The 19,618-nt window shown below is 60.2% G+C and carries 17 protein-coding genes and 1 pseudogene; 5 read left to right on the forward strand and 13 right to left on the reverse strand.

The window, feature by feature from the left end:
- Positions 1–43 precede the first annotated feature (43 nt).
- From M2267_RS28130 to M2267_RS28145, 4 genes and pseudogenes are all read right to left on the reverse strand, one after another.
- Complete coding sequence (locus M2267_RS28130; protein ID WP_429119176.1) at positions 44–736, reverse strand: DUF899 domain-containing protein; 693 nt, start codon at positions 734–736, stop codon at positions 44–46.
- A 597-nt stretch (positions 737–1,333) separates the two neighbouring features.
- Positions 1,334–1,623, reverse strand: a pseudogene (locus M2267_RS28135) (LysR substrate-binding domain-containing protein); the annotation flags it as partial.
- On the reverse strand, positions 1,578–2,363 hold the full coding sequence (locus tag M2267_RS28140) for a response regulator transcription factor (protein WP_429119178.1): 786 nt from the start codon (positions 2,361–2,363) through the stop codon (positions 1,578–1,580). The gene M2267_RS28140 and the pseudogene M2267_RS28135, both read right to left, overlap by 46 nt.
- A 169-nt stretch (positions 2,364–2,532) precedes the next feature.
- Complete coding sequence (locus tag M2267_RS28145; RefSeq protein ID WP_429119179.1) at positions 2,533–4,593, reverse strand: sensor histidine kinase; 2,061 nt, start codon at positions 4,591–4,593, stop codon at positions 2,533–2,535.
- A 388-nt stretch (positions 4,594–4,981) separates the two neighbouring features.
- Here M2267_RS28145 and M2267_RS28150 point away from each other — a divergent pair, with 388 nt between their 5' ends.
- Complete coding sequence (locus M2267_RS28150; RefSeq protein ID WP_429119180.1) at positions 4,982–8,608, forward strand: IPT/TIG domain-containing protein; 3,627 nt, start codon at positions 4,982–4,984, stop codon at positions 8,606–8,608.
- A 222-nt stretch (positions 8,609–8,830) separates the two neighbouring features.
- Here M2267_RS28150 and M2267_RS28155 read toward each other — a convergent pair whose 3' ends face one another.
- Both M2267_RS28155 and M2267_RS28160 read right to left on the reverse strand, forming a co-directional pair.
- Positions 8,831–9,097: a hypothetical protein gene (locus tag M2267_RS28155; RefSeq protein ID WP_429119182.1), complete on the reverse strand. Its 267-nt coding sequence runs from the start codon at positions 9,095–9,097 to the stop codon at positions 8,831–8,833.
- A gap of 102 nt (positions 9,098–9,199) precedes the next feature.
- Positions 9,200–9,685 carry a pyridoxamine 5'-phosphate oxidase family protein gene (locus M2267_RS28160; protein ID WP_429119183.1) on the reverse strand — a complete coding sequence of 162 codons (486 nt, stop codon included), beginning with the start codon at positions 9,683–9,685 and terminating at the stop codon, positions 9,200–9,202.
- Between the two features lie 206 nt (positions 9,686–9,891).
- Here M2267_RS28160 and M2267_RS28165 point away from each other — a divergent pair, with 206 nt between their 5' ends.
- Positions 9,892–10,191, forward strand: a complete 300-nt coding sequence (locus M2267_RS28165) for a hypothetical protein (RefSeq protein ID WP_429119184.1) — start codon at positions 9,892–9,894, stop codon at positions 10,189–10,191.
- 66 nt (positions 10,192–10,257) lie between these two features.
- Positions 10,258–10,500 carry a hypothetical protein gene (locus M2267_RS28170; RefSeq protein WP_429119185.1) on the forward strand — a complete coding sequence of 81 codons (243 nt, stop codon included), beginning with the start codon at positions 10,258–10,260 and terminating at the stop codon, positions 10,498–10,500.
- 676 nt (positions 10,501–11,176) lie between these two features.
- Here M2267_RS28170 and M2267_RS28175 read toward each other — a convergent pair.
- Positions 11,177–11,332, reverse strand: a complete 156-nt coding sequence (locus M2267_RS28175) for a hypothetical protein (RefSeq protein ID WP_429119187.1) — start codon at positions 11,330–11,332, stop codon at positions 11,177–11,179.
- Positions 11,333–11,402: 70 nt separating this feature from the next.
- Between M2267_RS28175 and M2267_RS28180 the strand changes: the two genes are divergently transcribed.
- Positions 11,403–12,560: a hypothetical protein gene (locus M2267_RS28180; RefSeq protein ID WP_429119189.1), complete on the forward strand. Its 1,158-nt coding sequence runs from the start codon at positions 11,403–11,405 to the stop codon at positions 12,558–12,560.
- A gap of 128 nt (positions 12,561–12,688) precedes the next feature.
- Here M2267_RS28180 and M2267_RS28185 read toward each other — a convergent pair whose 3' ends face one another.
- Both M2267_RS28185 and M2267_RS28190 read right to left on the reverse strand, forming a co-directional pair.
- Positions 12,689–13,846 carry an ester cyclase gene (locus tag M2267_RS28185; RefSeq protein WP_429119190.1) on the reverse strand — a complete coding sequence of 386 codons (1,158 nt, stop codon included), beginning with the start codon at positions 13,844–13,846 and terminating at the stop codon, positions 12,689–12,691.
- 30 nt (positions 13,847–13,876) lie between these two features.
- The gene (locus M2267_RS28190; protein ID WP_429119191.1) at positions 13,877–14,599 is read right to left on the reverse strand and encodes an alpha/beta fold hydrolase; all 723 of its coding nucleotides are present in this window, start codon (positions 14,597–14,599) and stop codon (positions 13,877–13,879) included.
- Between the two features lie 276 nt (positions 14,600–14,875).
- Between M2267_RS28190 and hisD the strand changes: the two genes are divergently transcribed.
- A complete protein-coding gene (hisD, locus tag M2267_RS28195) occupies positions 14,876–16,168 on the forward strand; it encodes a histidinol dehydrogenase (protein WP_429119192.1) in 1,293 nt (430 codons plus the stop codon).
- Positions 16,169–16,207: 39 nt separating this feature from the next.
- Here hisD and M2267_RS28200 read toward each other — a convergent pair whose 3' ends face one another.
- The 4 genes from M2267_RS28200 to M2267_RS28215 form a co-directional block, all read right to left on the reverse strand.
- On the reverse strand, positions 16,208–17,587 hold the full coding sequence (locus M2267_RS28200; protein WP_429119194.1) for an amidase: 1,380 nt from the start codon (positions 17,585–17,587) through the stop codon (positions 16,208–16,210).
- The gene (locus M2267_RS28205) at positions 17,584–17,772 is read right to left on the reverse strand and encodes a hypothetical protein (RefSeq protein WP_429119195.1); all 189 of its coding nucleotides are present in this window, start codon (positions 17,770–17,772) and stop codon (positions 17,584–17,586) included. The genes M2267_RS28200 and M2267_RS28205 overlap by 4 nt, the downstream gene beginning before the upstream one ends.
- Before the next feature lie 12 nt (positions 17,773–17,784).
- Positions 17,785–18,480, reverse strand: coding sequence for an RraA family protein (locus tag M2267_RS28210; protein WP_429119196.1), 696 nt, complete (start codon positions 18,478–18,480; stop codon positions 17,785–17,787).
- 100 nt (positions 18,481–18,580) lie between these two features.
- Positions 18,581–19,552 (reverse strand): cupin domain-containing protein, encoded by a 972-nt coding sequence (locus M2267_RS28215; RefSeq protein ID WP_429119198.1) that lies wholly within the window; start codon positions 19,550–19,552, stop codon positions 18,581–18,583.
- Between the last annotated feature and the right edge of the window lie 66 nt (positions 19,553–19,618).

Raw genomic sequence — 19,618 nt, forward strand, 5'->3', positions numbered from 1 at the left:
TTCTCATTGCCAACCTGTAGCTATGCTGTGTCTCGGGGGGCGTTCATGAGTATCGATCATGATGACGCAGCCACTCCATCCCCTCGGCTTCGTTGCGACCTTTCGGCATGAGATCGAGAAGGGCATAGGTACCCATCATTACCTCTACGCCGCGGCCGAAAGTGGAATAGGTGTGGAAGACGCTGCCGTCCTCGTCCTTGAAAAAGGCGCTGACGCCCGGCCATTCCTCGCCAAGTTCGCTCCATTGCCCGAAATTGTAGTCGATATGCCCGCTGGCGACCTCCTCAGGCGTGAAACTGACCCGAAAATCGAAGTTGAACGGGCTGCCATTCGAAGACACCCAGCGGAACCGCCACCCCATGCGTTGGCGAAAGCGCTCGATCTCGGCAAGTGGGGCCCGAGAAACGGCGATCATGGTTACGTCATGCGGGGCCAGGTGCATGTTCATACCATCGGTATGATCGGCCATGAAAGAACAGCTCGGGCAGCCTTGCTTCCATCCCGGCGCAAACATGAAGTGTTGCACCAGAAGCTGGGATCGTCCCTCGAAGAGATCAGCCAGCGTGCGAGGGCCATCGAGCGTATCGAACACATATTCCGTCTCGATGCGCCTCCATGGGAGCTCCAGCCACTTTCGAGCGACCTCATCGCGACGACGCGTGAGCTCCTTTTCCGACTTCAGCAAGTCCAGACGGGCGGCTAGCCAGTCATCATGCGAAACGACAGCGTGTTTCATTCTCAGTCTCCTCGCGTTCGGGTGAAATGGTGCCGCGAGCTGCGGATATGCTCAGCCACGGCGGCAGGTGAAAAAATCTCGTAGGGCTCAGGAAAGCGGCCAAGCGGGGCATATGAACACCCCGGCGGGTGAAGCAGGCTGCCGCGGCCAAGATTGCGCTCGCAACGAGGCCGAGCCGTCCGGTGAGGCTATCCACCCGCTTGAGCACCGATGGTCCCGTTGCTGCGAACGTCGGCATGTCCTTCCTCCATAGCGTTTCCAGCGATTGTGGCAGGAAGAGGCTATCGCGAGTGGAGGACACGGTGGGAGTTACAAGTATGGCGGGATCCGTCCGGACGCGCTGATTATCGTGGCAATGCGGCCCCTTTTCGCCGCCGAGGGCCGGTCCGCGCTGACAAGGTCGTGCTGTGCCATCATGCCCCGGCCCGGATCGAACAAGGTTTCGAAGAAGCGCGTCCTGATGCAGGGCGTCGTCAGCTCTTGCGTGTGCCCGTCTAAACACGTTCGATCCGTTCGCCGCGCCTCTGCGAAGTTCATTTTTATCGGCTTGGCAATTGAAGGCAGACGGCGCGCTGCGCAGGGCTCCAGTTTTTCTCCTCACCTGCCTGGCCGCGCCAGCGACCGGGCGATATCTATGATGTCATTCCGCGACGCAGTCGGGTCGTCCTTGTTCCAGGCAACCCAAGCCCGATCTTGAGATCAACGCCACGCACCGGCCGAAGCTCGAAACCTCGGTTCGGCAGATCCTTCGTCCATTCCGGCGCAAAACCGATGCCGAGGCCCGCGGAGATCAGCGACACAAGCGAGAAGGTGTCATCACAGCTATAGGCGATGTTGCCGGTCAGACCATGGGTCTCGAACATCTCGGAGAAATACCGCTCGGAGTAGACAGTTCGATACCTCCGGCGAAATGAAACCCCAACGCATGAACCACGTGAATGGGCAGTTCCATGCCTGCGTCGCGCGCCTTTGACCGCAACCGCCGCAAGACAGCATCAATGCTGCGGCTCTCCAAACTCGTGTCTTGATATCCCATGGCATGCGCAAGCGCTGTACGCGAGACGACCTTCCCGTGCTCCTCAGCCAGCTTTAGGAGCAACCTTGCCTCTCGTCCCGACAGGGTGACCGCCGTTCCTTGCGGCGACACCAAGCGCTGCGCAACACGGTCATAAGCCCAATTTGGGCCATGCTCGCGTTGCACAGGCGACGTAACCGACTGTTTGATCCGGCCTGCAAGGTTCTTGATTGCATAGACGAGCTCGTCACCATCGACCGGCTTGGTCAAATACAGATTGGCTCCCTCGGCATAACCTCTGAGCCTGTCATCTCGCATGGTGCGCGCAGTCAACATGATGATACCGACGTTCGTCGTCTCGGAAATGACCCGCGCAAGCTCAAAGCCATTGATGTCCGGCAAGTTTACATCGACGACGGCGACATCGAAGGTTTCGGTCCCAAACGCCTGATCGAACTCCTTGCCATTTCCAACCGCCGTCACGGCAAACGCGTTGAGACGGAGAAAATCCGTAAGGCCCTGGCGCATGTCGAAATCATCTTCGATCAGGATCACCCTGACAGGATCAGTTACGGGCGTAGAGTTCTTGACTGCCATGGATAGCTTATTCATCGATTTGAATGCAGGAGTGCTCCGCAAAGCGCTCCCCAGATCCCTAGCCTGCTGTTCGATCGACCGCAATTGGATGCAGAGCACAAGGCATTAAAACTGCAAAAGCCTTGGCTGGATGTGACATCGCCGGCCTAAGTTTTCCTACTCTGGAAGCCTTCCGCTCGCCTGCCTATGTTAGGAACGGCAGAGCGATCGTCGCTTCGGTTCCGCCTCCCTGCCTGGTCGAGAGGACGAAACGGCCTCCATGCGCATCGGTGGCCCGTTTGACGAGTGATAAGCCCACGCCGCTTCCGATGATGTGAGCGGCATTCGCCCCGCGCACCGTATGGCCGGTGAGATGCATTGGTGGTTCGTCGCCTATGCCTATACCTTGGTCACTGATCCGCAGGTGAACCTCGCCCGCCTCGCAAAAGACATCCAGCCAAATCGTCGTCGAACCGACGGGCGCAGAGTACTTGAACGCATTTTCAAGGAGATTGATGACGGCCAGCCGGATCATCTCCCCGTCTGCCGAAATTCGTACATCCTCCGCCTCCTTTGTCATGGAGACGATAAGGCTCGCCCCATGGAGGAGATCGCGTGCGCTGCGGGAAATGGCCGCAACGAACTCTGCCACGCTGATGTCCAGGAATGTTGGCTGATATGCTGCGCCTTGCAGCTTGCTTCGCGTCAAATTGACTTCTAGCACCTCGACCAATCGAGCGACCCCTCGATGCGCCCGATCCAGTCTTTGACGATTGGGATCATCATCCTTCCGCAAGGTAAGCCCGATGCTTTCCAGATTGGTTCGTATAACGCCGAGAGGCGTCCGATATTGATGCGAGATCACTTCCATGAAGCGCACCTGTCGATCCTGTGCCTGCAACTCCGCAGACAGGGCGTTCTCCGCCACTCGTCTAGCCGCTTCGAGCTCCCTTGTCCTTTCTCGAACCAGGGTGTTGGCGTGTTCCTCTGCAACCGTTGCCGCCACAAGCGCTCGGCGATCCGCCTCCCTTGCTGCAGCCTCCGCATTGCGAAGCCTGACGGCCAACGATCCCGTCAACAGAGTGAAATGGATTATGCTTGTTGCGGCATAGGAACTCGCGACCCAGCTCGGCAGGGGAAATACACCGTAGCGCTGGCCATTGGTTGCGATCAAACCGGCCCATAATAGACCAAATGCTGCCAGATTGAGGCCGTGTTGTGCGTCGCGCGAACGGAGGAAATCCAGAAGCGCCACAATCATTGCCAGCGTGGTGAGCACCAGAATGACCGGGCCCGCCAAAATCACGAAGTAGCGATTGACACCTGCAAACACGCAGATGACGCCAATGGCCCCAGCGGCTGCCGCAAACCAGAAGTAAAGAGCGACAAGAGGATAACGGCGCCTGAGCTCCAAGATGCCGGCAATCGACAGCGCGCCGGCAGTCAGGCCAAACCATGACGAGGCGCTGGTTAAGTAGTCGTTGCCCAAACCACCTTCGCTAAAAAACAACAGCCTCGCCAGTCCGAGGCTGCCGAAATACGTCGAACTGACGGCCAGGATGTCCATCGCAAGGATGATGTAGAACTTTTTTCTATCGAAATAGAAGAAGAAGAACTGGATGACGAGGAGGATGCCCATACCTCCGAACCATGCTCCTCGCATGAGGTTCTGGACGATCGCGCCATATTCGTAGTCGCTTGGATAAAGCAGTACCGTGGAGACGTTGAGGCTGGCATCCACATTGCGCGCTCTGATGTAGACGACGGTAGGCTGTCCCGGAACGAGTTCGAGACCAAGTATGTTCGCCGACGCGCTGAGGTTTGCGCGCGAGCGCGGCGCGTGATCGCCCATCTGGTGGCGCTCAAAATCTCGCGCTTTCAGGTCCAAGGTCCGCGGCGCGACATACGCTTCCAGCTCGTCGGTGAAGTTCGGCGTGATCGATAAGAAGACTGTCTGCTGCCGCTGAGCCTCAGGCGACAAAACCAGAGCGAATCTCATCCAGGCAGTCGTGCGAACGAAACCAAGATTGATGTCGTGGCCGACGATCGGTGTGAACAAGGATTGCTGTCTCAGCATATCCTCGAGCGTCGCTTGTTCATTCTGGACCAGGGCTGCCTCGACGAAACCGTCGAGCGACAACGGCTCGGATTGATCGACAGGCACTTCCAGGGTCCGGATGCTGTCGCCACCGTCGCGCGCTGGCAGGGCGGCAGTGCTCAAGACCAATACTGCTAGAGCGGACAAGAAGACCCGCAGAACAAACATCAACTTCGCCTACCTCATCGCTGCCCGCTCAATCGGCTCCTCAGATGGAGGATGGGCAGATGGCCGGGTTGCACTCGCTTCCGATGATCGTCTTGTCAAGGTTTGAGGACCACGCGCTGGCAATTACTCCGGAACATCGCGCGGATGCACCCAATACATAGGCGATGCAGGCGTCGCGGATGGGTCGAAGGTTGTAGTCAAAAGGGTCGCGCAACCATCTCAGTGCTCATTCGCGCTGAGTGTTGCCCTGCCTGCACATTTTTCGTTCCAAACCGTTCCAAACCGTTCCAACAGCTTCCTGTTCGGGAAACCGGAACGAAACTATGCTCGTTCGCGATTGCCGCAGGCATGCCGCTCACAGCACTGGTTCGACGGAATATTTAGAGACATGATTGGTACCAAAGCCAAATCCTTCCTGCAGAAACTCCCTTCATTTTCAAGAATTTGGCAGTCATGGCATTCGAAGGCACCGGCTCTTTCAGCTCTGTCGGCCGTAGCAGTTATAATGACGGCTTCGCAGGCATATGCCCTGTCTTCAGCCTGCATGACCTTGAACAGCAAGAGTGGCACCACCTCCTACTCTCAGACATTCGCCGCTTCGGAATTTGACGCCGGAGAAACGCTGACCGTCTCGTTTACCGATAATGGCGGGGATCCGAAAACCGTGCCTGAGATCAACTCGGCGCAGATCAGGCTCAACAACGCCAACAGCAGCACCGTATATTACAGGTATTCAAGCTACACCGGCTCGGCGGGAGCCCACTCCGGCAGCCACACGGCACTAAATACTGCTGGCCTTAGCATCCAGATCAAAGCCTTGACGTATCTTAGCGCTGTATCGATCGTCTGCTCGGGCCCGGCGCTACCTCCGACCCTGGGCGGCATCTCACCCGCGTCCGGCCCGACGGCCGGTGGAACTTCCGTCACTCTGACCGGCACCAACTTCACCGGCGCCACCGCGGTCACCATCGGTGGAACTGCTGCGACAGGCGTCATCGTCAACAGCGCGACCTCCATCACCGCGACAACCCCCGCCCATACTCCTGGCACCGTTGACGTCGTCGTCACCACACCCGGCGGCACGGCGACCCTTAACAACGCATTCTCCTACGCCGCACCGACACCGCCGGTCGCCAACGCGGTCTCTGCCGCCGTGCCCCCCAACTCGACCAACAATCCGATCACCCTGAGCATCACCGGCGGCACGCCAACATCCGTTGCGGTTGCAACGCAAGCCGCCCATGGCACGGCAACTGCAACAGGCACGTCGATCGTCTACTCGCCCGACAGCGGCTACTACGGCGCCGACAGCTTCCTCTACACGGCCACCAATACCGACGGCACGTCTGCCCCCGCGACCGTCAGCATCACGGTCAGCGCACCTATGCCGACCTTGAGCAATATTTCCCCTGCCTCGGGCCCGGCGGCCGGAGGGACTTCCGTCACGCTGACCGGCACCAACTTCTCCGGCGCGACTGACATAATCTTCGGTGGCGTCCCGGCAACCGGCGTCACTGTCAACAACGCGACCTCGATCACCGCGACAACGCCGGCCCATGCCGCCGGATCCATCGACGTCGTCGTTTCGACACCGGGCGGAACGGCGACACTTGCCGGTGGTTTCAGCTATGTCGTACCGGCGCCGCCGGTCGCCAATCGAGTCTCGGCAACGGTCGCCGCCAACTCGGCCAACAATGCCGTCACTCTGAGCATCACGGGCGGCGTGGCAACGTCCGTTGCGGTTGCATCACAAGCCGCCCATGGCACGGCGACCGCATCGGGTACGTCGATCGTCTATTCGCCCGACAGCGGCTACTATGGGGCTGACAGCTTCACCTATACAGCCACCAATGCCGACGGCACGTCCGCACCTGCAATCGTCAGCATCACCGTCCAAGCGCCTGCTCCGACCTTGAGCGGCATTTCACCCGCCTCCGGCCCGACGGCCGGTGGAACCTCCGTTACGCTGACCGGCACCAACCTGACAGGTGCGACCGGCGTCACCATCGGCGGGATTGGTGCAACCGGGGTCACCATCAACAGCGCGACCTCAATCACCGTAACAACGCCCGCCCATGCCGCCGGATCTGCCGACATTACAGTGACTACACCGGGCGGCACGGCTGCGCTTCCCGGTGGCTACACGTATCAGGCCGAGCCCGTCGTCATAACGCCCGCAAGCGGAGCCCTGCCCGACGCCAGGATCGGCGTTTCCTACAACCAGCTTCTGTCGCTGACCGGCGGAACAGCGCCGTTCGCGTTCAGCCTGTCCGGGCCACTCCCCGCCGGTCTCGTTCTCAATCCGACGACAGGCGCGATTTCCGGAACTCCTACCACGTCTGGGCAGTACAGCTTCACAGTCGCTGTAACCGATGCAACCAACGTCAGAACGTCGGTGAACTATGCCATGACGATCACCGCACCTCCGGTCGATTTTGCGTTCACACCAAGCGAGGGGGCGGCGCTAAAGCAAGCCATGGTCGGCGAGGATTACAGCCAACCGATCAGTGCACGTGGCGGAACCGGCTTGCTGACCTACAGCCTCGCTTCTGGAAGCCTGCCGAAGGGAATGGTGCTCAACATCACGACCGGGGAACTGACTGGTCCTTTGACTCTCGACGCTGAAGACAAGGAATACGTCTTTTCCATTGAGGTGCGGGATGGCGACGGCGCTGCGGGTTCGGTGCGCTACACTCTGGTGGTAAGGCCTCGATCCGTCACCGTCACCGACAAAGTTGTCGATGTCGAACCTGGTACCTCGCCGACGGACACCTATCTGAACCGTGGTGCCACCGGCGGCCCATTTGTGGCGGCCGACACCACCTTCGTCGAACCCTCGAATGCGGGGACTGCCCGCATCATTCAAGGTCAGTTGGCGCAGGTGGGTCCTGCTGCACTCGTCGGCTGGTATCTTCAGTTCACCCCCAATCCTGCCTATTCCGGAAAAGTCCGCGTCGGTTTCAGGCTGACCAACGCCCAGGGTGTTTCCGACACAGGCACCGTGACCTACAACGTGGCCTACAATGTTGAACAGGTGGCTGAAGACACCAATCAACTGGTCCAGGCTTTCGTAGAGAGGCGGCAAGACTTGATCGCCTCCACCATTCACGTCCCCGGACTGATGGACCGCCGGAGGATAGGCACGGGCACCGATCCCGTGACCGCGCGCGTGACGCCATCAAAGGACGGCTTGAACGTCAGCTTCTCCTCCAGCCTCGCGCAGATAGAGTCGGCACGCGACAGCGCGGATCACATTCGTGGCAGTGCTGCATCGCCGTTCAACGTCTGGATCGACGGGGCCATCCTCGCCCACAACGACAGGGACACCAACGGTGGCAAATGGGGAAATTTTGCCATGCTTAATCTGGGGGCGGATTACCTGCTCAACGAGCGGGCCCTGCTCGGGCTGTCTTTCCACTACGACCATATGACCGACCCAACCGACGAGAACGCCGAACTGAAGGGCAATGGCTGGCTTTTCGGGCCTTATACCTCGCTAGAGATCGGCTCGGGTGTTTTCTGGAATGCCAATCTGCTCTATGGCGGTTCCTCCAACACCGTCGACATGCCACTGTGGGACGGGACATTCGACACGCAGCGCTGGCTGGCTGACACCTCGCTCGAAGGGCAGTGGAACCTCGGCAACGACACCGTCCTGACGCCGAAGATGAGAGCTGTTTACTTTATCGAGAAGGTCGAGGACTACAGCATCAGCAATGATGCAGGCGATGCAATTGGTATCAGCGGATTTGACGAGGAACAGCTGCGTATCAGCCTCGGCGCGGAGATCGCCCGATCCTTCACACTTGAGAACGGTTCGACGATGACGCCGGCGCTCGGCTTGACGGGAGGTTTCTCGGGCCTCGATGGCGCAGGCGCCTTCGGCACTGTGAGGGCCGGCCTGTCGATACAAACTGCCGACCTTTGGTCACTGGACGCGGGCCTCCTTCTCAACTTCGAAGGCGACGGTAGCCGATCGATTGGTGGAAAAATCGGAGCTGCTCGACAATTCTAGTTCATCCAGAGCGAGCGCTTTCTCATATAATCACCCCCCAATGCTGTGCCCCCTCCGGCACAGCATTGCCGCCGATCTGCACAACCATCACACATCGAAGAGATGCCTGATGCGCTCCGTCAGCCGAGGCACAGGCCTGGCTGCGACGTCCTGCGTGGCTGCTCGTTTTGACAACATCGCGCATGGCTTTTGCAATACGGTGGAAGTCCGAAAGCGGTGTCCTCACGCCGCTACCACCGTGACGCGATCGGCGATCTCTCGGTGCTGTGGAATTTCGAAAGAAACGTGGCTTCCACGGAAATCCCGATGGCCGTCAACCGAGGCGCCTACTACTTCAGCAATCTCGACGCGCTCTTCGAGGAGACCAGGGAAGGTGCCATCACAACCATGTTTCCCGCCGATCTCAAAATTCCGATGGTAGCTCCAGCGGACCTCGGCGTCGCTGCCGCCCTGCGGATGGCCGCGCCGCTCGACGATAGCGGCGTTCAATTTGTCGAAGGGCCGGAGCGATATTCGTTCGATGATGTGGCGGTCGCTTTTGCCAGCGCCCTTGGTCGAGCCGTCACGCCCCCTACCCGACTTCGATTGAAACTAGTTCAAGTTCACGTCGGCGACGTTGTCTTTGTACTCGGCTTTCGGATCGGCGCCGAACAATATCTTGACGGCTGCCCAGATGCTGGAAGCATCCTTCCAGATCTCGGCGTGTTCTGCGTCCAACCTCAGTAGCACGAGTTTTGGATCGTCCTTTCCGCCGTCGTACCAGGCGGCAATGTAAGGGTTCCAGAGCCGGTCGACATTTTCCCTCTGGCGGTCGACAGACAGGGTGCCATGAATAGCTGCAAAAACGTCGTGCCCCTTCGAGCAGAAAGTGGCGATCGCACGCCCTCGACCCGCAAGTTCCGTCACAAGCGAGGAGTCGATGGAGGTGAAAAACCACAGTGGCCCATGATCTTCTTCGATCAGTGCCGTCATAGGGCGCGTATGGCCATCGGCCGCCCCGGAAAGGCCCAACATCACGGTGCGATCTAACTTCAGGGCCTTCCAGAATTTCTCTTTCAGTTCTTCCTCGTTCGCCATGACGCTCTCCTATTCTGTCAAGACTGGCCCAAGTCAGGCCATCTGACGGCTAATGGTTACGACCGGACAAAGTTCCGTCGCGACGAGGTCGTCATGATGCTGGCGGGGCTCGACCGATCCCTGTTGTGGACGCAACTCCGACCCGCCGAATTCGGAACTTTACGGCCGCCAGCTGGTTCACGTTTCAATTGGAAAGGAGCCAGATGATGAGCGATCCGAGAGACGACCAAACCGAACATCCGATTTCGGAACCAATCGCGAGGCCCCGTCCGCCAGAGATGGATCTCGAACCGATTCCACTTCCAGATAGGTCCGGAGCGGTCCCCGACGCCGGAGGCGATCTTCCTGGTGAAACCGGACGCTTGCCGCCCGCAGCGAGTCGCGATGAGGCCAACATCCACCCTGACGACGCATTGCCGGAAGACGGCGAGGAGGAAATTCTCGAAGACGACCCGGCACGCGAAAAGACACGCTTTGACGAAGAGGTTCCGAAAAGCAGCCTCTGATGCTTGGTGTTCGAGGCGGAGCGGACGGCACGCGGGTTGCCTTCGTGAACAGAGGAGTAGCCAACAATGTCGGACTCGACGGATTTCCCTCGCCTGACAGATGAAATTGAAAATGGTCTCGCCGCCTACATGACTGACCCGGAACTTTCACCAGCACCTCCAGGTCGAGCCAGCGCGATCGAAGCTATATTGCACGACTGGCTTGTCGCGCATCGGTACATGTCCGACGTGGCACAGCTCACTCCGGTCCGGTTGGATTCCGAAGGCGTAAATCGCGAGGAAGTGCAGTACCCCGGCTTTATCGATTAGCATCCCTTGTCCTGAATACGGCCCCTTGCAGCTTAAATACTGGGACGCACACCGTCGGCACGGTGATTGAGGATCACCCTCACCGTCCGGTCGAGCCAACGGTTGTCCATTCCCGGGCAAAGCCTATGCCGAGGCTTTCTGAAACCAGCGAGGAACCGAGTGGACGCGCCACTAAGAACGGCTGGATCGAGTCGATCCGGAATCCGATGTCGCACTCCCCGAAACCAGGGAAGTGTCGGCACGACTTTCGTTGACGTTGCCGGTAAGACTGTGAATCGGTCGATGAACGGACAGACGGACCGGATCACCAGCTACGGAACAACAAGACCGAACCAGCCAATGCTGCCACCTTCACTTGTGGCGATGGGGAGGGACGACGACGACGGGCGGCAGTGCGAGCCGCCGAGTGAGCTCGGAATCAGAGCCAGCTGCGTCCGTCAGGACCACTGCACCCGTAAGGCGGAAGATTGCCTTCGAACCTCGATTGCATCTTTTGGCAACCCCAGTTCCGCAAAGGGAGCGGCATGTACCCATTCAGCGCGATCCCTACCTCGTCGTAAGGGCTTTCGCCAAACGCAACATACATGTACCAGCGCCCACCAAACATCACCATGACCGCAACGGAAATGACGATAACGACTTGAACCAACTTCTTGATATTAAATCTCCTTCAGTATCAGAAGCGGCCTTCTACATGGTTTTGTCTCTTGCGTTCAAGGGCCTGGTCCACCTTTGCGCGTGCGTCGAACATCTCCAGCAAACACAGCACTGCCCCCCGCGATACCGCACAATCCATGCAGTGCCAGTCGATGATCCGTTCCTGACGATACATTATGCGATCCTTCTGTAACGGGTGGATAGGTCAAGGATGAACTGTGACTTTCGTCGGGGGAGGGATCGAGGTGGCCGCTCTTGTCCGCAGCGGCCGAAAAGATCGTTCGGACACTCGGCGCGATCCCTCATCGCGGCGATATCCTGAATGGCGGCATCGCTGCGGCTATGGTTGGTTGCGACGCCCTTGTGCACGCGGCCGCAGACACGGCCACGGCCCCGCCGCCGAGCGCCAGCAGCATGTGAACGAGGTGGGACAGAACCGTGATGGAGGCTGCCCGTGCGGCTGGCATCCGAAAGGTTGGTCATCTCAGCACAGAATCGATACTCGCGACGGGAAAGTCCTTGATCAAGGTGGACGAGACCCTTCCTCTGTCGCGCAAGTTGCGGGAGGTTATTCACGTGGCAAGGCAGCGGCGGAACGGATCGCCCTGGACTGCGATGCTCCGGAATCTCCGGTTGTCGTGCTGAGCCCACGGTTCGTCTGGGCGCGGGACGATACCACTGCTCTTCCTGCTCTGGTCGATGCGGCGCGATCCGGCACATTCGCGTGGATCAGCGGCAGCAATTACCTGACCTCGACAACCCATGTCGCCAACCTCAGTGTCGCGGTCGACCGGGCGCTGACTAACGGGCTTGGCGGTGAAGTCTATTTCATCTCCGAGGGAGCGCCTGTCGCATTCCGGACCTTCGTTTCGGCGCTCCTGCAAACTCAGGGACTGAACGTACTCGAGAAGTCCGTACCGCGGGGCATCGTCCGGACCGTCGCTGCGACCGGTGACCTACTTGCCGATCTATCCGAGGGAACGATCGTGCCGCCGTTGACGCTGCAAGCTTATGCAACGTCAGCGGTGGAAATTTCACTCAGTATCAGCAAGGCCCGCCGAGAACTCGATTATGAACCGGTGATCTCAAAGGAACAGGCGCTGGAAGAGCTTCGGACCGATCAGCACTGGTACTCGTCACGGCGGGGCGCATTGTCCGGCTTGCCAGCCCTGATCCAATCCACCTTGGCGGGCCAACAATCGCCAGCGAGAAACACAAGCGGGACGCCCCGATTCCCGGCAGTCTCCTCCTACGCAGGGACACCGCTTGTGCCATATGAAGTCAGAGGCGAGGGAAAACCCAAGAGCCTCGGCGTTCCCCTCGCCGCCGCAGCGCACGCGCCGCGACGACGAAACTCGTGCAATGGGGTACCGGCAGGTCGCCGCGGTTATCCCGTTTCTTGAGAACCAAAGTACACGCCGATCACGTCGGGACCATTCTGGCGCGACGGCGGCGCTCCCATCGGTGACCTTGATCAGAACGTTTGAGAAAACATGGATGAACTTGGCGCCGGCTCAACCAAACTCTCGTGTTACTCGTCAGCAGCCGAACGCCGGGCGAGCTCTGCAAGCTTGACCTGTACCATCAGCGATAGTTCGTCATACACGTTCCACTCGTCGACAATCTTGCCGTCCTTGTAGTGGTAGTGTGTCATCCCCATGACCTGCAAGCGGGCGCCGGTCGGTTCGCCAAGTTCCTGCAGGATACCATAACCGAGATGGTGGCCTTCCATCAGCCATCGAACGGCAACTTTGACGCCGCCTTCTTCGCATAGATTGGAGCAGATATGCTGCGCCGTGAAAGAAGCATCCGGGATAGAGCCGATCAGGCCGAGATGCTGGTGAGTCACCGCGGCAACGCCGTATAGCTCTTTCATCAGCGGGCCGTGATACTGGCAGGTCGGGGCGTAGACATCCTTGATCCGGCCGAACATTCGACCGTTGAACATCTCATGAAGCCAGCGCAACGTGTGCGCTTCGATATCGTTATGGGCGATCGAGACATCTGCCTCGGCTTCCGGCGGATACTGGCCGAGCAAACGGCGGTTCTCGCCGATGTCGAGCGACAGCAGTCCCTTGTCGAACGACGTCTTCGCCAGCTTTTCGGCAAAAGCGTGCGGGTCGAGGCCGAGCTGCTTGATGATCGCCATCGTATCTGCCACCACCCATTCGCGGTAGATCTTGTTGCGATGGATCATGCAGTCGGCAATCGTGCGCGAAACGAAGGTCCGCCCGGTAGGGGCACCATAATGTCCGTATTGCGTGTGACGACCCGAACCCGTGACCAAGTGCGAAGTGTAGAAGCCGTCGACGTCGTTACCGCGCCAGAGCACCTGCGTCGCCATACCTCTTCGCTCCGGCAGCGAAACAAGCCGCTGGATCGTGTCGCGCACCACATCCTCACGATTGTAGATCGTGCCGAGCGTTCCGTAGAGCACGCAGTTGTGGGTGTAGTGCGTATAGATCAGGCCGATATCGCGCTCGTCCCAGATCCGGTGAGTGCAACGAACGATGTAGTCGACGATGTCGGTGTAGATCTCGTCAAAACCCTCCAGCGACTGGCCGCGTGCGCGGCCGACCGGGGCAAGCTCTGTGTAGTCGCGACGCTCCACCTGCAGCACCTGCTCCACCGGCTCCTTGCGTTGGTTTTGCACCGCAGCCTTGGCCGCCTTGGTGTCGTCCTCGCTCATGACGTTTCCTTCCATTCGATCTGATGAGGTTTAAGATTGGGCACCCGGATGGGCTGCCAGCCAGCGCGCGACATGGCCCGCGACAGCATCGGGATTTTCAAGCGGTGCGAAGTGGCCGGCACCCTCTATGAGATGAAGCTCGGCATCAGGGATGCCGTCAGCGACCTCCTGCTGTGCCTCGAGCGGACAAACCTGTTCGCAAGCGCCGGCCAGCACCAGTGTAGACTGCGTGATGGCCGCAAGTCGCGGTCGGCTATCATACCTGTTTATCGCAACCTCCGTTTGGGCGTGGAGGCGTTCGACACCGCAACTCCGCGCCATCGAGACGATCGTTTCCCGCAATGTCGAATTCTCGACATTCGTGGGCGCCACCAGCCGCGGCCACGCATCTTGGATATAGCTTTCCATACCCCGCTTACGCGCCTGTTCCACGGCCCTGTGGCGTACGACCGCATTGGCCGGAGGGTCAGTACGAGCCGTCGTATCGATGAGCATGAGCGTTGCAATGCGCGAAGGCTGCTGGGCCACCATTTCCAGGGCGCAGATGCCGCCGAGCGAAAAACCGGCCAAGTGAAAAAACCGCGGCGCAGTTCCAAGCACAGCCTCGGCGAGTTCCGGCATGGTCCGTGCGCCACTCATCTCGCCGATCAGAACGGGGTAGCCACTGAGCCTCTCGACAAGCGGCGCAAAGACCCTCTCGTCGCAGGCCGTACCGGGCAACAATAGGAGCGGCACGCGCGGATCATTCGTCATCGGGGGGAGCCGTCCTTTTTTGCTTCGTGCGAAAGCTGCGTCACGTCGGTTCCATGAGCCTCCTCAGCAATTAAAAACAGCGAGAAAGGAGATTGTGGAGCCGCTCTGGAAAAAAGACTGGCAGATTTTGAATACGTATGCAATAGCAATTGTGCTCGATCATTCGAACGCCTCGTGGCGTCTTTTGGCGGCGGAATCCTCCGATTCCGGCGATGGGGAAACTGCGCCCAAAGCCGATGATCGAAGACAGAAAACAGCTCATTGGAGACACAGGCCATGACCATCAAGGCACCGATGCAGGGCGTCCAGTATGTCAAAGCACCGGAACGGGATTCAATCGGCGACAGTGCGTCCGTGGAAGGACTGGTCGCACAAATCATCGCGGATGTGCGTAAACGCGGCGATGCCGCCGTGCAGGACTATTCCAAGAAATTCGACTCGGCCGACCTCGACGTGTTTGAGGTAACCCCGCAGGAGCGACAGGCGGCACTGACAGAACTCGATCCGCAGACGCGCGCCGACACCGAATTCGCCATCGAAAACGTGCGCAATTTCGCCGAGGCCCAGCTTGCCACCATCTTACCTTTGGAAATCGAACTGCGCCCGGGTTTGCACCTTGGCCATCGGGTGATCCCGATCGAGCGGGTGGGTTGCTATGTCCCCGGCGGACGCTACCCGCTTCTCTCGGCCCCGATCATGACGATCGTGCCGGCCAAGGTTGCCGGTTGCGACGAGGTGATTGCCTGCCTCCCGCCGAATGCCCACAAGGCGATGATCGCAGGCTGCCACCTTTCGGGCGCTGACCGTATCTTCCGCATCGGCGGTGCCCAGGCGATCGCCGCCATGGCCTATGGCACGCAGACCGTTCCGGCGGTGAACAAGATCGTCGGTCCCGGCAACGCCTTCGTCAACGAGGCCAAGCGTCAGGTCTTCGGCCCGGTCGGCATCGACCAGCTTGCGGGACCGTCCGAGATCTTCATCGTTGCCGACAAGAGCGGCGATGCGGTGATGATTGCCACCGATCTGCTCGCACAGGCGGAACACGACGTGCGGACGCGTGTCGGCCTAATCACGACCGACCGGGCGCTTGCCGAGGCGACCCTCAAGGAAGTCGAGCGTCAATTGCAGGATCTTTCAACGGCCGGCGTTGCCGGGCAGGCCTGGCGCGATTACGGCGAAATCGTCGTCTGCAGCGACGAGGCGGCCATGATCGCCTATTCGGATCATATCGCTGCCGAGCATCTGCAGGTTCACACGACCGATCCGCAGGACATGGCAAAGAAGCTGCGCAACTACGGTTCGCTCTTCATCGGCGAACTGGCGAGCGTCGTCTACTCCGACAAGTGCTGCGGCACCAACCATACCCTGCCAACGATGGGCGCGGGGCGCTACACCGGCGGGCTCTGGGTCGGCGCCTACGTCAAGGTCGCCACACATCAGTGGCTGGATGAGCGTGGTGTGCAGGCCGTGGCCCCGCCCGCCGCACGCCAAAGCGCGAGCGAGAGCCTCGAGGGCCATCGTCGCGCCGCACAGCTTCGCCTCGACCGACTGCAAGTGATTTCGGCCTGACTTTCGTGGCTGCCCGTCGCCGGGCAGCCATTTTCTCCTTCATGGCCGTGGCGGCTTGGAAGCGGCAAAATCGCTGGCCAGCTCGTAAGCGTGGCCAATCTGGCAAAGGGTCGCCTCGTCCCCCGCTCTCCCGACGAGTTGCAGGCCGAGCGGCAGGCCACCTGAAAATCCGCACGGAACAGAAAGCGCCGGGTGGCCGGTGACGTTGAAAGCAATCGTACGCATGGGTGTCCACCGCGCTGCCTCGCCGGCAAAATCAGCAAAGGGTATCGCCGGCGTCAGGGTCGTTGCGGTCAGGATCGCATCGAACTGGGAGAACACCGTGCGATCGAGTGTTGAGCGCAGGCGCAGGGCCGCCTCACGTGCGCGAACGAGATCGTCAGGGGTCAGGCAAAGGCCCGAGACGATATTCTGAAAGACCTTGCGGCTATAGCGCTCGCCCGAAGCCTTGAGCTGTTGGCGATGCCCCTTAAATGCCTCGGCATGGATGATCACGGCGCCTACGGCCTCGAAATCAGCCGCCTGCGGCAATGCCACCTCTTCGATCCTGGCTCCGAGAAGCGAGAGCACGGAAGCGGCCGCATCGACGGCTTCAAGTACCGCCGGCAGGGTTGCCGCGTCATGCGCAAACCACTCGCGCGCGTAACCGATGCGCAAACCGAGCAAAGATTGTCCGAGCCTGGAGGCAGCGGCCGGCCTTGCTTTTCCAGAGGCCGCGTCGGCAATTATGTCGTGGGTGATTGCCGCTTCGGCCACGGATGCACTGATGACGCCCACGTGATCCAGACTGGGCGACAGCGGGAAGACGCCGCGTGTGGAGATGCTTGCAAAACTTGGCTTTAGTCCGATGGCGCCGCAATAGGATGCGGGGCTACGCACGGACCCGCCCGTATCCGATCCGATGGTCGTTCGCACCAGCCCACCCGCCACCGCCGCTGCAGAACCCGAGGACGAACCTCCGGTCGCACAATTGACGTTCCAGGGGTTGGCGGCGGGAGGAAACGAACGGTCGAACACCGGCCCGACCATGGCGAACTCATAGGTTTCAAGCTTGCCGATCAGCACCGCTCCGGCGGCCTTCAAGCGAAGGACCACGTCTGCGTCCTCACTCGGCCTATGGCCCGCATGAACATCCGAACCATAGGCCGTCGGCATCCGAGCGGTGTCGACGAGATCCTTGACCGCAACCGGAATACCGTGAAGTGGCCCGAAATCATCGCCGCGCCGGAGCGCGTCGTCTGCGCGCGCGGCCTCTGCCAGCGCGCCATCGATATCGACATACACAAAGGCATGGTAGGCTTGATCCCGCTCGGCAATCCGCTCGAGATGGGCCCGCGTCAGGTCAAGGGAGGAAAGGCTGCCGTCGCGAAGTCGCGCGGCAGCCTCCTGAATGGACAGGTCGGCCAGATGCCCGCTCATGACCGCTTGGGCTCCGCCAGGTCGTCGTTGTTTGCCGCGATGGTGTCGAGACGGCGAGCGGCATCGGCAAGATACTGCGCGCCTACGACGATCGCGTCCTCCCGCTCGATAGCCACCTCGATGCCACAGGCACGTGCTCGTGCCCGGACCTTCTCAGGCATAGGCGTAATCTTGGGATCGGCCATGGCGTGCTCCAGTCAGGTACGCGCAGCCTCGAACAACGCCCAGGCTTCTTCAAATTTGGCAAGATCGAACCCCTCCTGTCGAGCAGGCTCCAGGATCAACCGCTCGGTTGTTTGCAGCTTCGCTATCGAAGCGGCCAGCACGGGGATCACCTCAGGCGGTACGACGACTGCGCCATGACGATCCGCGTGCACAAGGTCGCCCGGCATCACGGGCATGCCGAAGATCGTGACGGGAACGTCGATCGCCTCGACATGCACGAAGGCGTGGCTTGGGCCGACCGAGCCCGCAATCATCGGAAAGTCCGCCGGAACATCACCAAGATCGCGCATGACACCGTTGGTCAAGACGCCCTTGAGACCGAGCCCGCGATGCACGGTCGCGTTGATTTCGCCCCAGAAGGCCCCCACGCAGTGGGGGAAATCCAGATCCTCAATCACGGCGATCGCGGGCGAGCCTCCACCCGCCATATGGCGATAATAATCGCGGCGCCGCGTCCTGATCACGTCAGGATCCTCGGTCGACGGCACCGCCGCGGCAATCTTTGCCGTACGCGCATAGCCGACCAATGGTGGCGCCGACGGCGCGGAAGCGATCACGGTGCCACGGGTAAAGGCGTCGAAACCGCGCTTGCCCTGCGCCACCTCGATGGCGTTGCAGACAGTGGGTGTATCGACCTTCAGCAACAGGGCGAGCAGTGCGTCGTTCAAATCTTGTCCTCCGAAGCGGCAGGTCTCAACGGCATAGCGTCAGCGACCTCGCTCAATCAAAGTGGAGGCGGCGGCGCCTTTGCCGCCGCGCGTGGCGGCGTCAATTGCGCCAGGTGAGACCGGCCTTTTCGCCGGTGGAGACGACACGGTAGAGGCTGGCCTCTCCGGTCATCGAAGGCACCAGGCTGTGCTTCAGGCCCGGCGGTACGGCGCAGGTATCGCCCGGCGCGAGCACGGCCTCGCCACCGTCCCAAGCGAGCTTCCAGTGCCCGCGCATCACCATCAGGACTTCATGGCGCTCGTTGACATAGGCTTCTTCGCCAACGGATCCTCGGGTCAGAAGCTCGACCTCGAAGCCCGGCTTGTCACGAAGCAACGCTTTTTCGCCGATCACTTTTGCCGGCGCCTTCTGCGCCAGCGCCATCAGGTCCCAGTAACGGGCGACGTAGTCGCGCACGACCTCGGTCACCGGCGTTTCCGGAAAGGCTTTCAGCTCCTCGTCCGTCAAGAGCGGCATCGGCTTGATGCCCGCAGGCAGCGACTGGCCCTTCTTGCCGTCGTAAAGCTTGCCGTTTTCGCCGAGAACGAGACCGTGTTCCCTCGCGTCCTCGATGACCTGCGGTGCCCAGATCACGCCGCCCCCGGCATCGTCGCCGCCGAGGATTGCCATGATCATTCCATAGTCCGTGCCGATGTTCTCGAAGCCACGGAAGATGCCGGTCGGTATGTTGAAGATGTCACCCTCTTCGAGAACAACCTCGCCGGCCTTGCCATGCCGGCCCCAGAAGAAGCGCCACCGGCCCTTGAGCACGAAGAAGACCTCGGCGGTGCGGTGCGAGTGCAGCGAGTTGCGGCACTTCGGCGGCTGGCCGGCAGCACCGATGTTAAAGCCAGGCGTATCCTTGATGTGGACGTGCTGGTCTGCACTTTCGGAAACGCCGCCTCCGATGATCGTGAAATTTTCCTTTTGGTTCGAGCCCGGCGTGTGGGCGTCGATGAACGCCGTCCTGCAGGGTTTTAGATCGCCGTAGCGAACGATCCTTTTTTCCATTTCCGTCTGAGAGATCTGCATTTTCGTGCCTTTCATACGTATGCAAAATGAATTGCGGTTATGGCTTCGCCGCTCCCGATGGGAACG

Source organism: Ensifer sp. KUDG1, from assembly GCF_050434285.1.
In the GTDB taxonomy this organism is placed as follows: domain Bacteria; phylum Pseudomonadota; class Alphaproteobacteria; order Rhizobiales; family Rhizobiaceae; genus Ensifer.

What these genes read in the sequence shown, in the direction of transcription:
- M2267_RS28130 (WP_429119176.1), bottom strand. Translation starts at nt 736, where the DNA reads ATGAAACACGCTGTCGTTTCGCATGATGACTGGCTAGCCGCCCGTCTG.
- M2267_RS28140 (WP_429119178.1), bottom strand. Translation starts at nt 2,363, where the DNA reads ATGAATAAGCTATCCATGGCAGTCAAGAACTCTACGCCCGTAACTGAT.
- M2267_RS28145 (WP_429119179.1), bottom strand. Translation starts at nt 4,593, where the DNA reads ATGTTTGTTCTGCGGGTCTTCTTGTCCGCTCTAGCAGTATTGGTCTTG.
- M2267_RS28150 (WP_429119180.1), top strand. Translation starts at nt 4,982, where the DNA reads ATGATTGGTACCAAAGCCAAATCCTTCCTGCAGAAACTCCCTTCATTT.
- M2267_RS28160 (WP_429119183.1), bottom strand. Translation starts at nt 9,685, where the DNA reads ATGGCGAACGAGGAAGAACTGAAAGAGAAATTCTGGAAGGCCCTGAAG.
- M2267_RS28165 (WP_429119184.1), top strand. Translation starts at nt 9,892, where the DNA reads ATGAGCGATCCGAGAGACGACCAAACCGAACATCCGATTTCGGAACCA.
- M2267_RS28170 (WP_429119185.1), top strand. Translation starts at nt 10,258, where the DNA reads ATGTCGGACTCGACGGATTTCCCTCGCCTGACAGATGAAATTGAAAAT.
- M2267_RS28175 (WP_429119187.1), bottom strand. Translation starts at nt 11,332, where the DNA reads ATGTATCGTCAGGAACGGATCATCGACTGGCACTGCATGGATTGTGCG.
- M2267_RS28185 (WP_429119190.1), bottom strand. Translation starts at nt 13,846, where the DNA reads ATGAGCGAGGACGACACCAAGGCGGCCAAGGCTGCGGTGCAAAACCAA.
- M2267_RS28190 (WP_429119191.1), bottom strand. Translation starts at nt 14,599, where the DNA reads ATGACGAATGATCCGCGCGTGCCGCTCCTATTGTTGCCCGGTACGGCC.
- hisD (WP_429119192.1), top strand. Translation starts at nt 14,876, where the DNA reads ATGACCATCAAGGCACCGATGCAGGGCGTCCAGTATGTCAAAGCACCG.
- M2267_RS28200 (WP_429119194.1), bottom strand. Translation starts at nt 17,587, where the DNA reads ATGAGCGGGCATCTGGCCGACCTGTCCATTCAGGAGGCTGCCGCGCGA.
- M2267_RS28205 (WP_429119195.1), bottom strand. Translation starts at nt 17,772, where the DNA reads ATGGCCGATCCCAAGATTACGCCTATGCCTGAGAAGGTCCGGGCACGA.
- M2267_RS28215 (WP_429119198.1), bottom strand. Translation starts at nt 19,552, where the DNA reads ATGCAGATCTCTCAGACGGAAATGGAAAAAAGGATCGTTCGCTACGGC.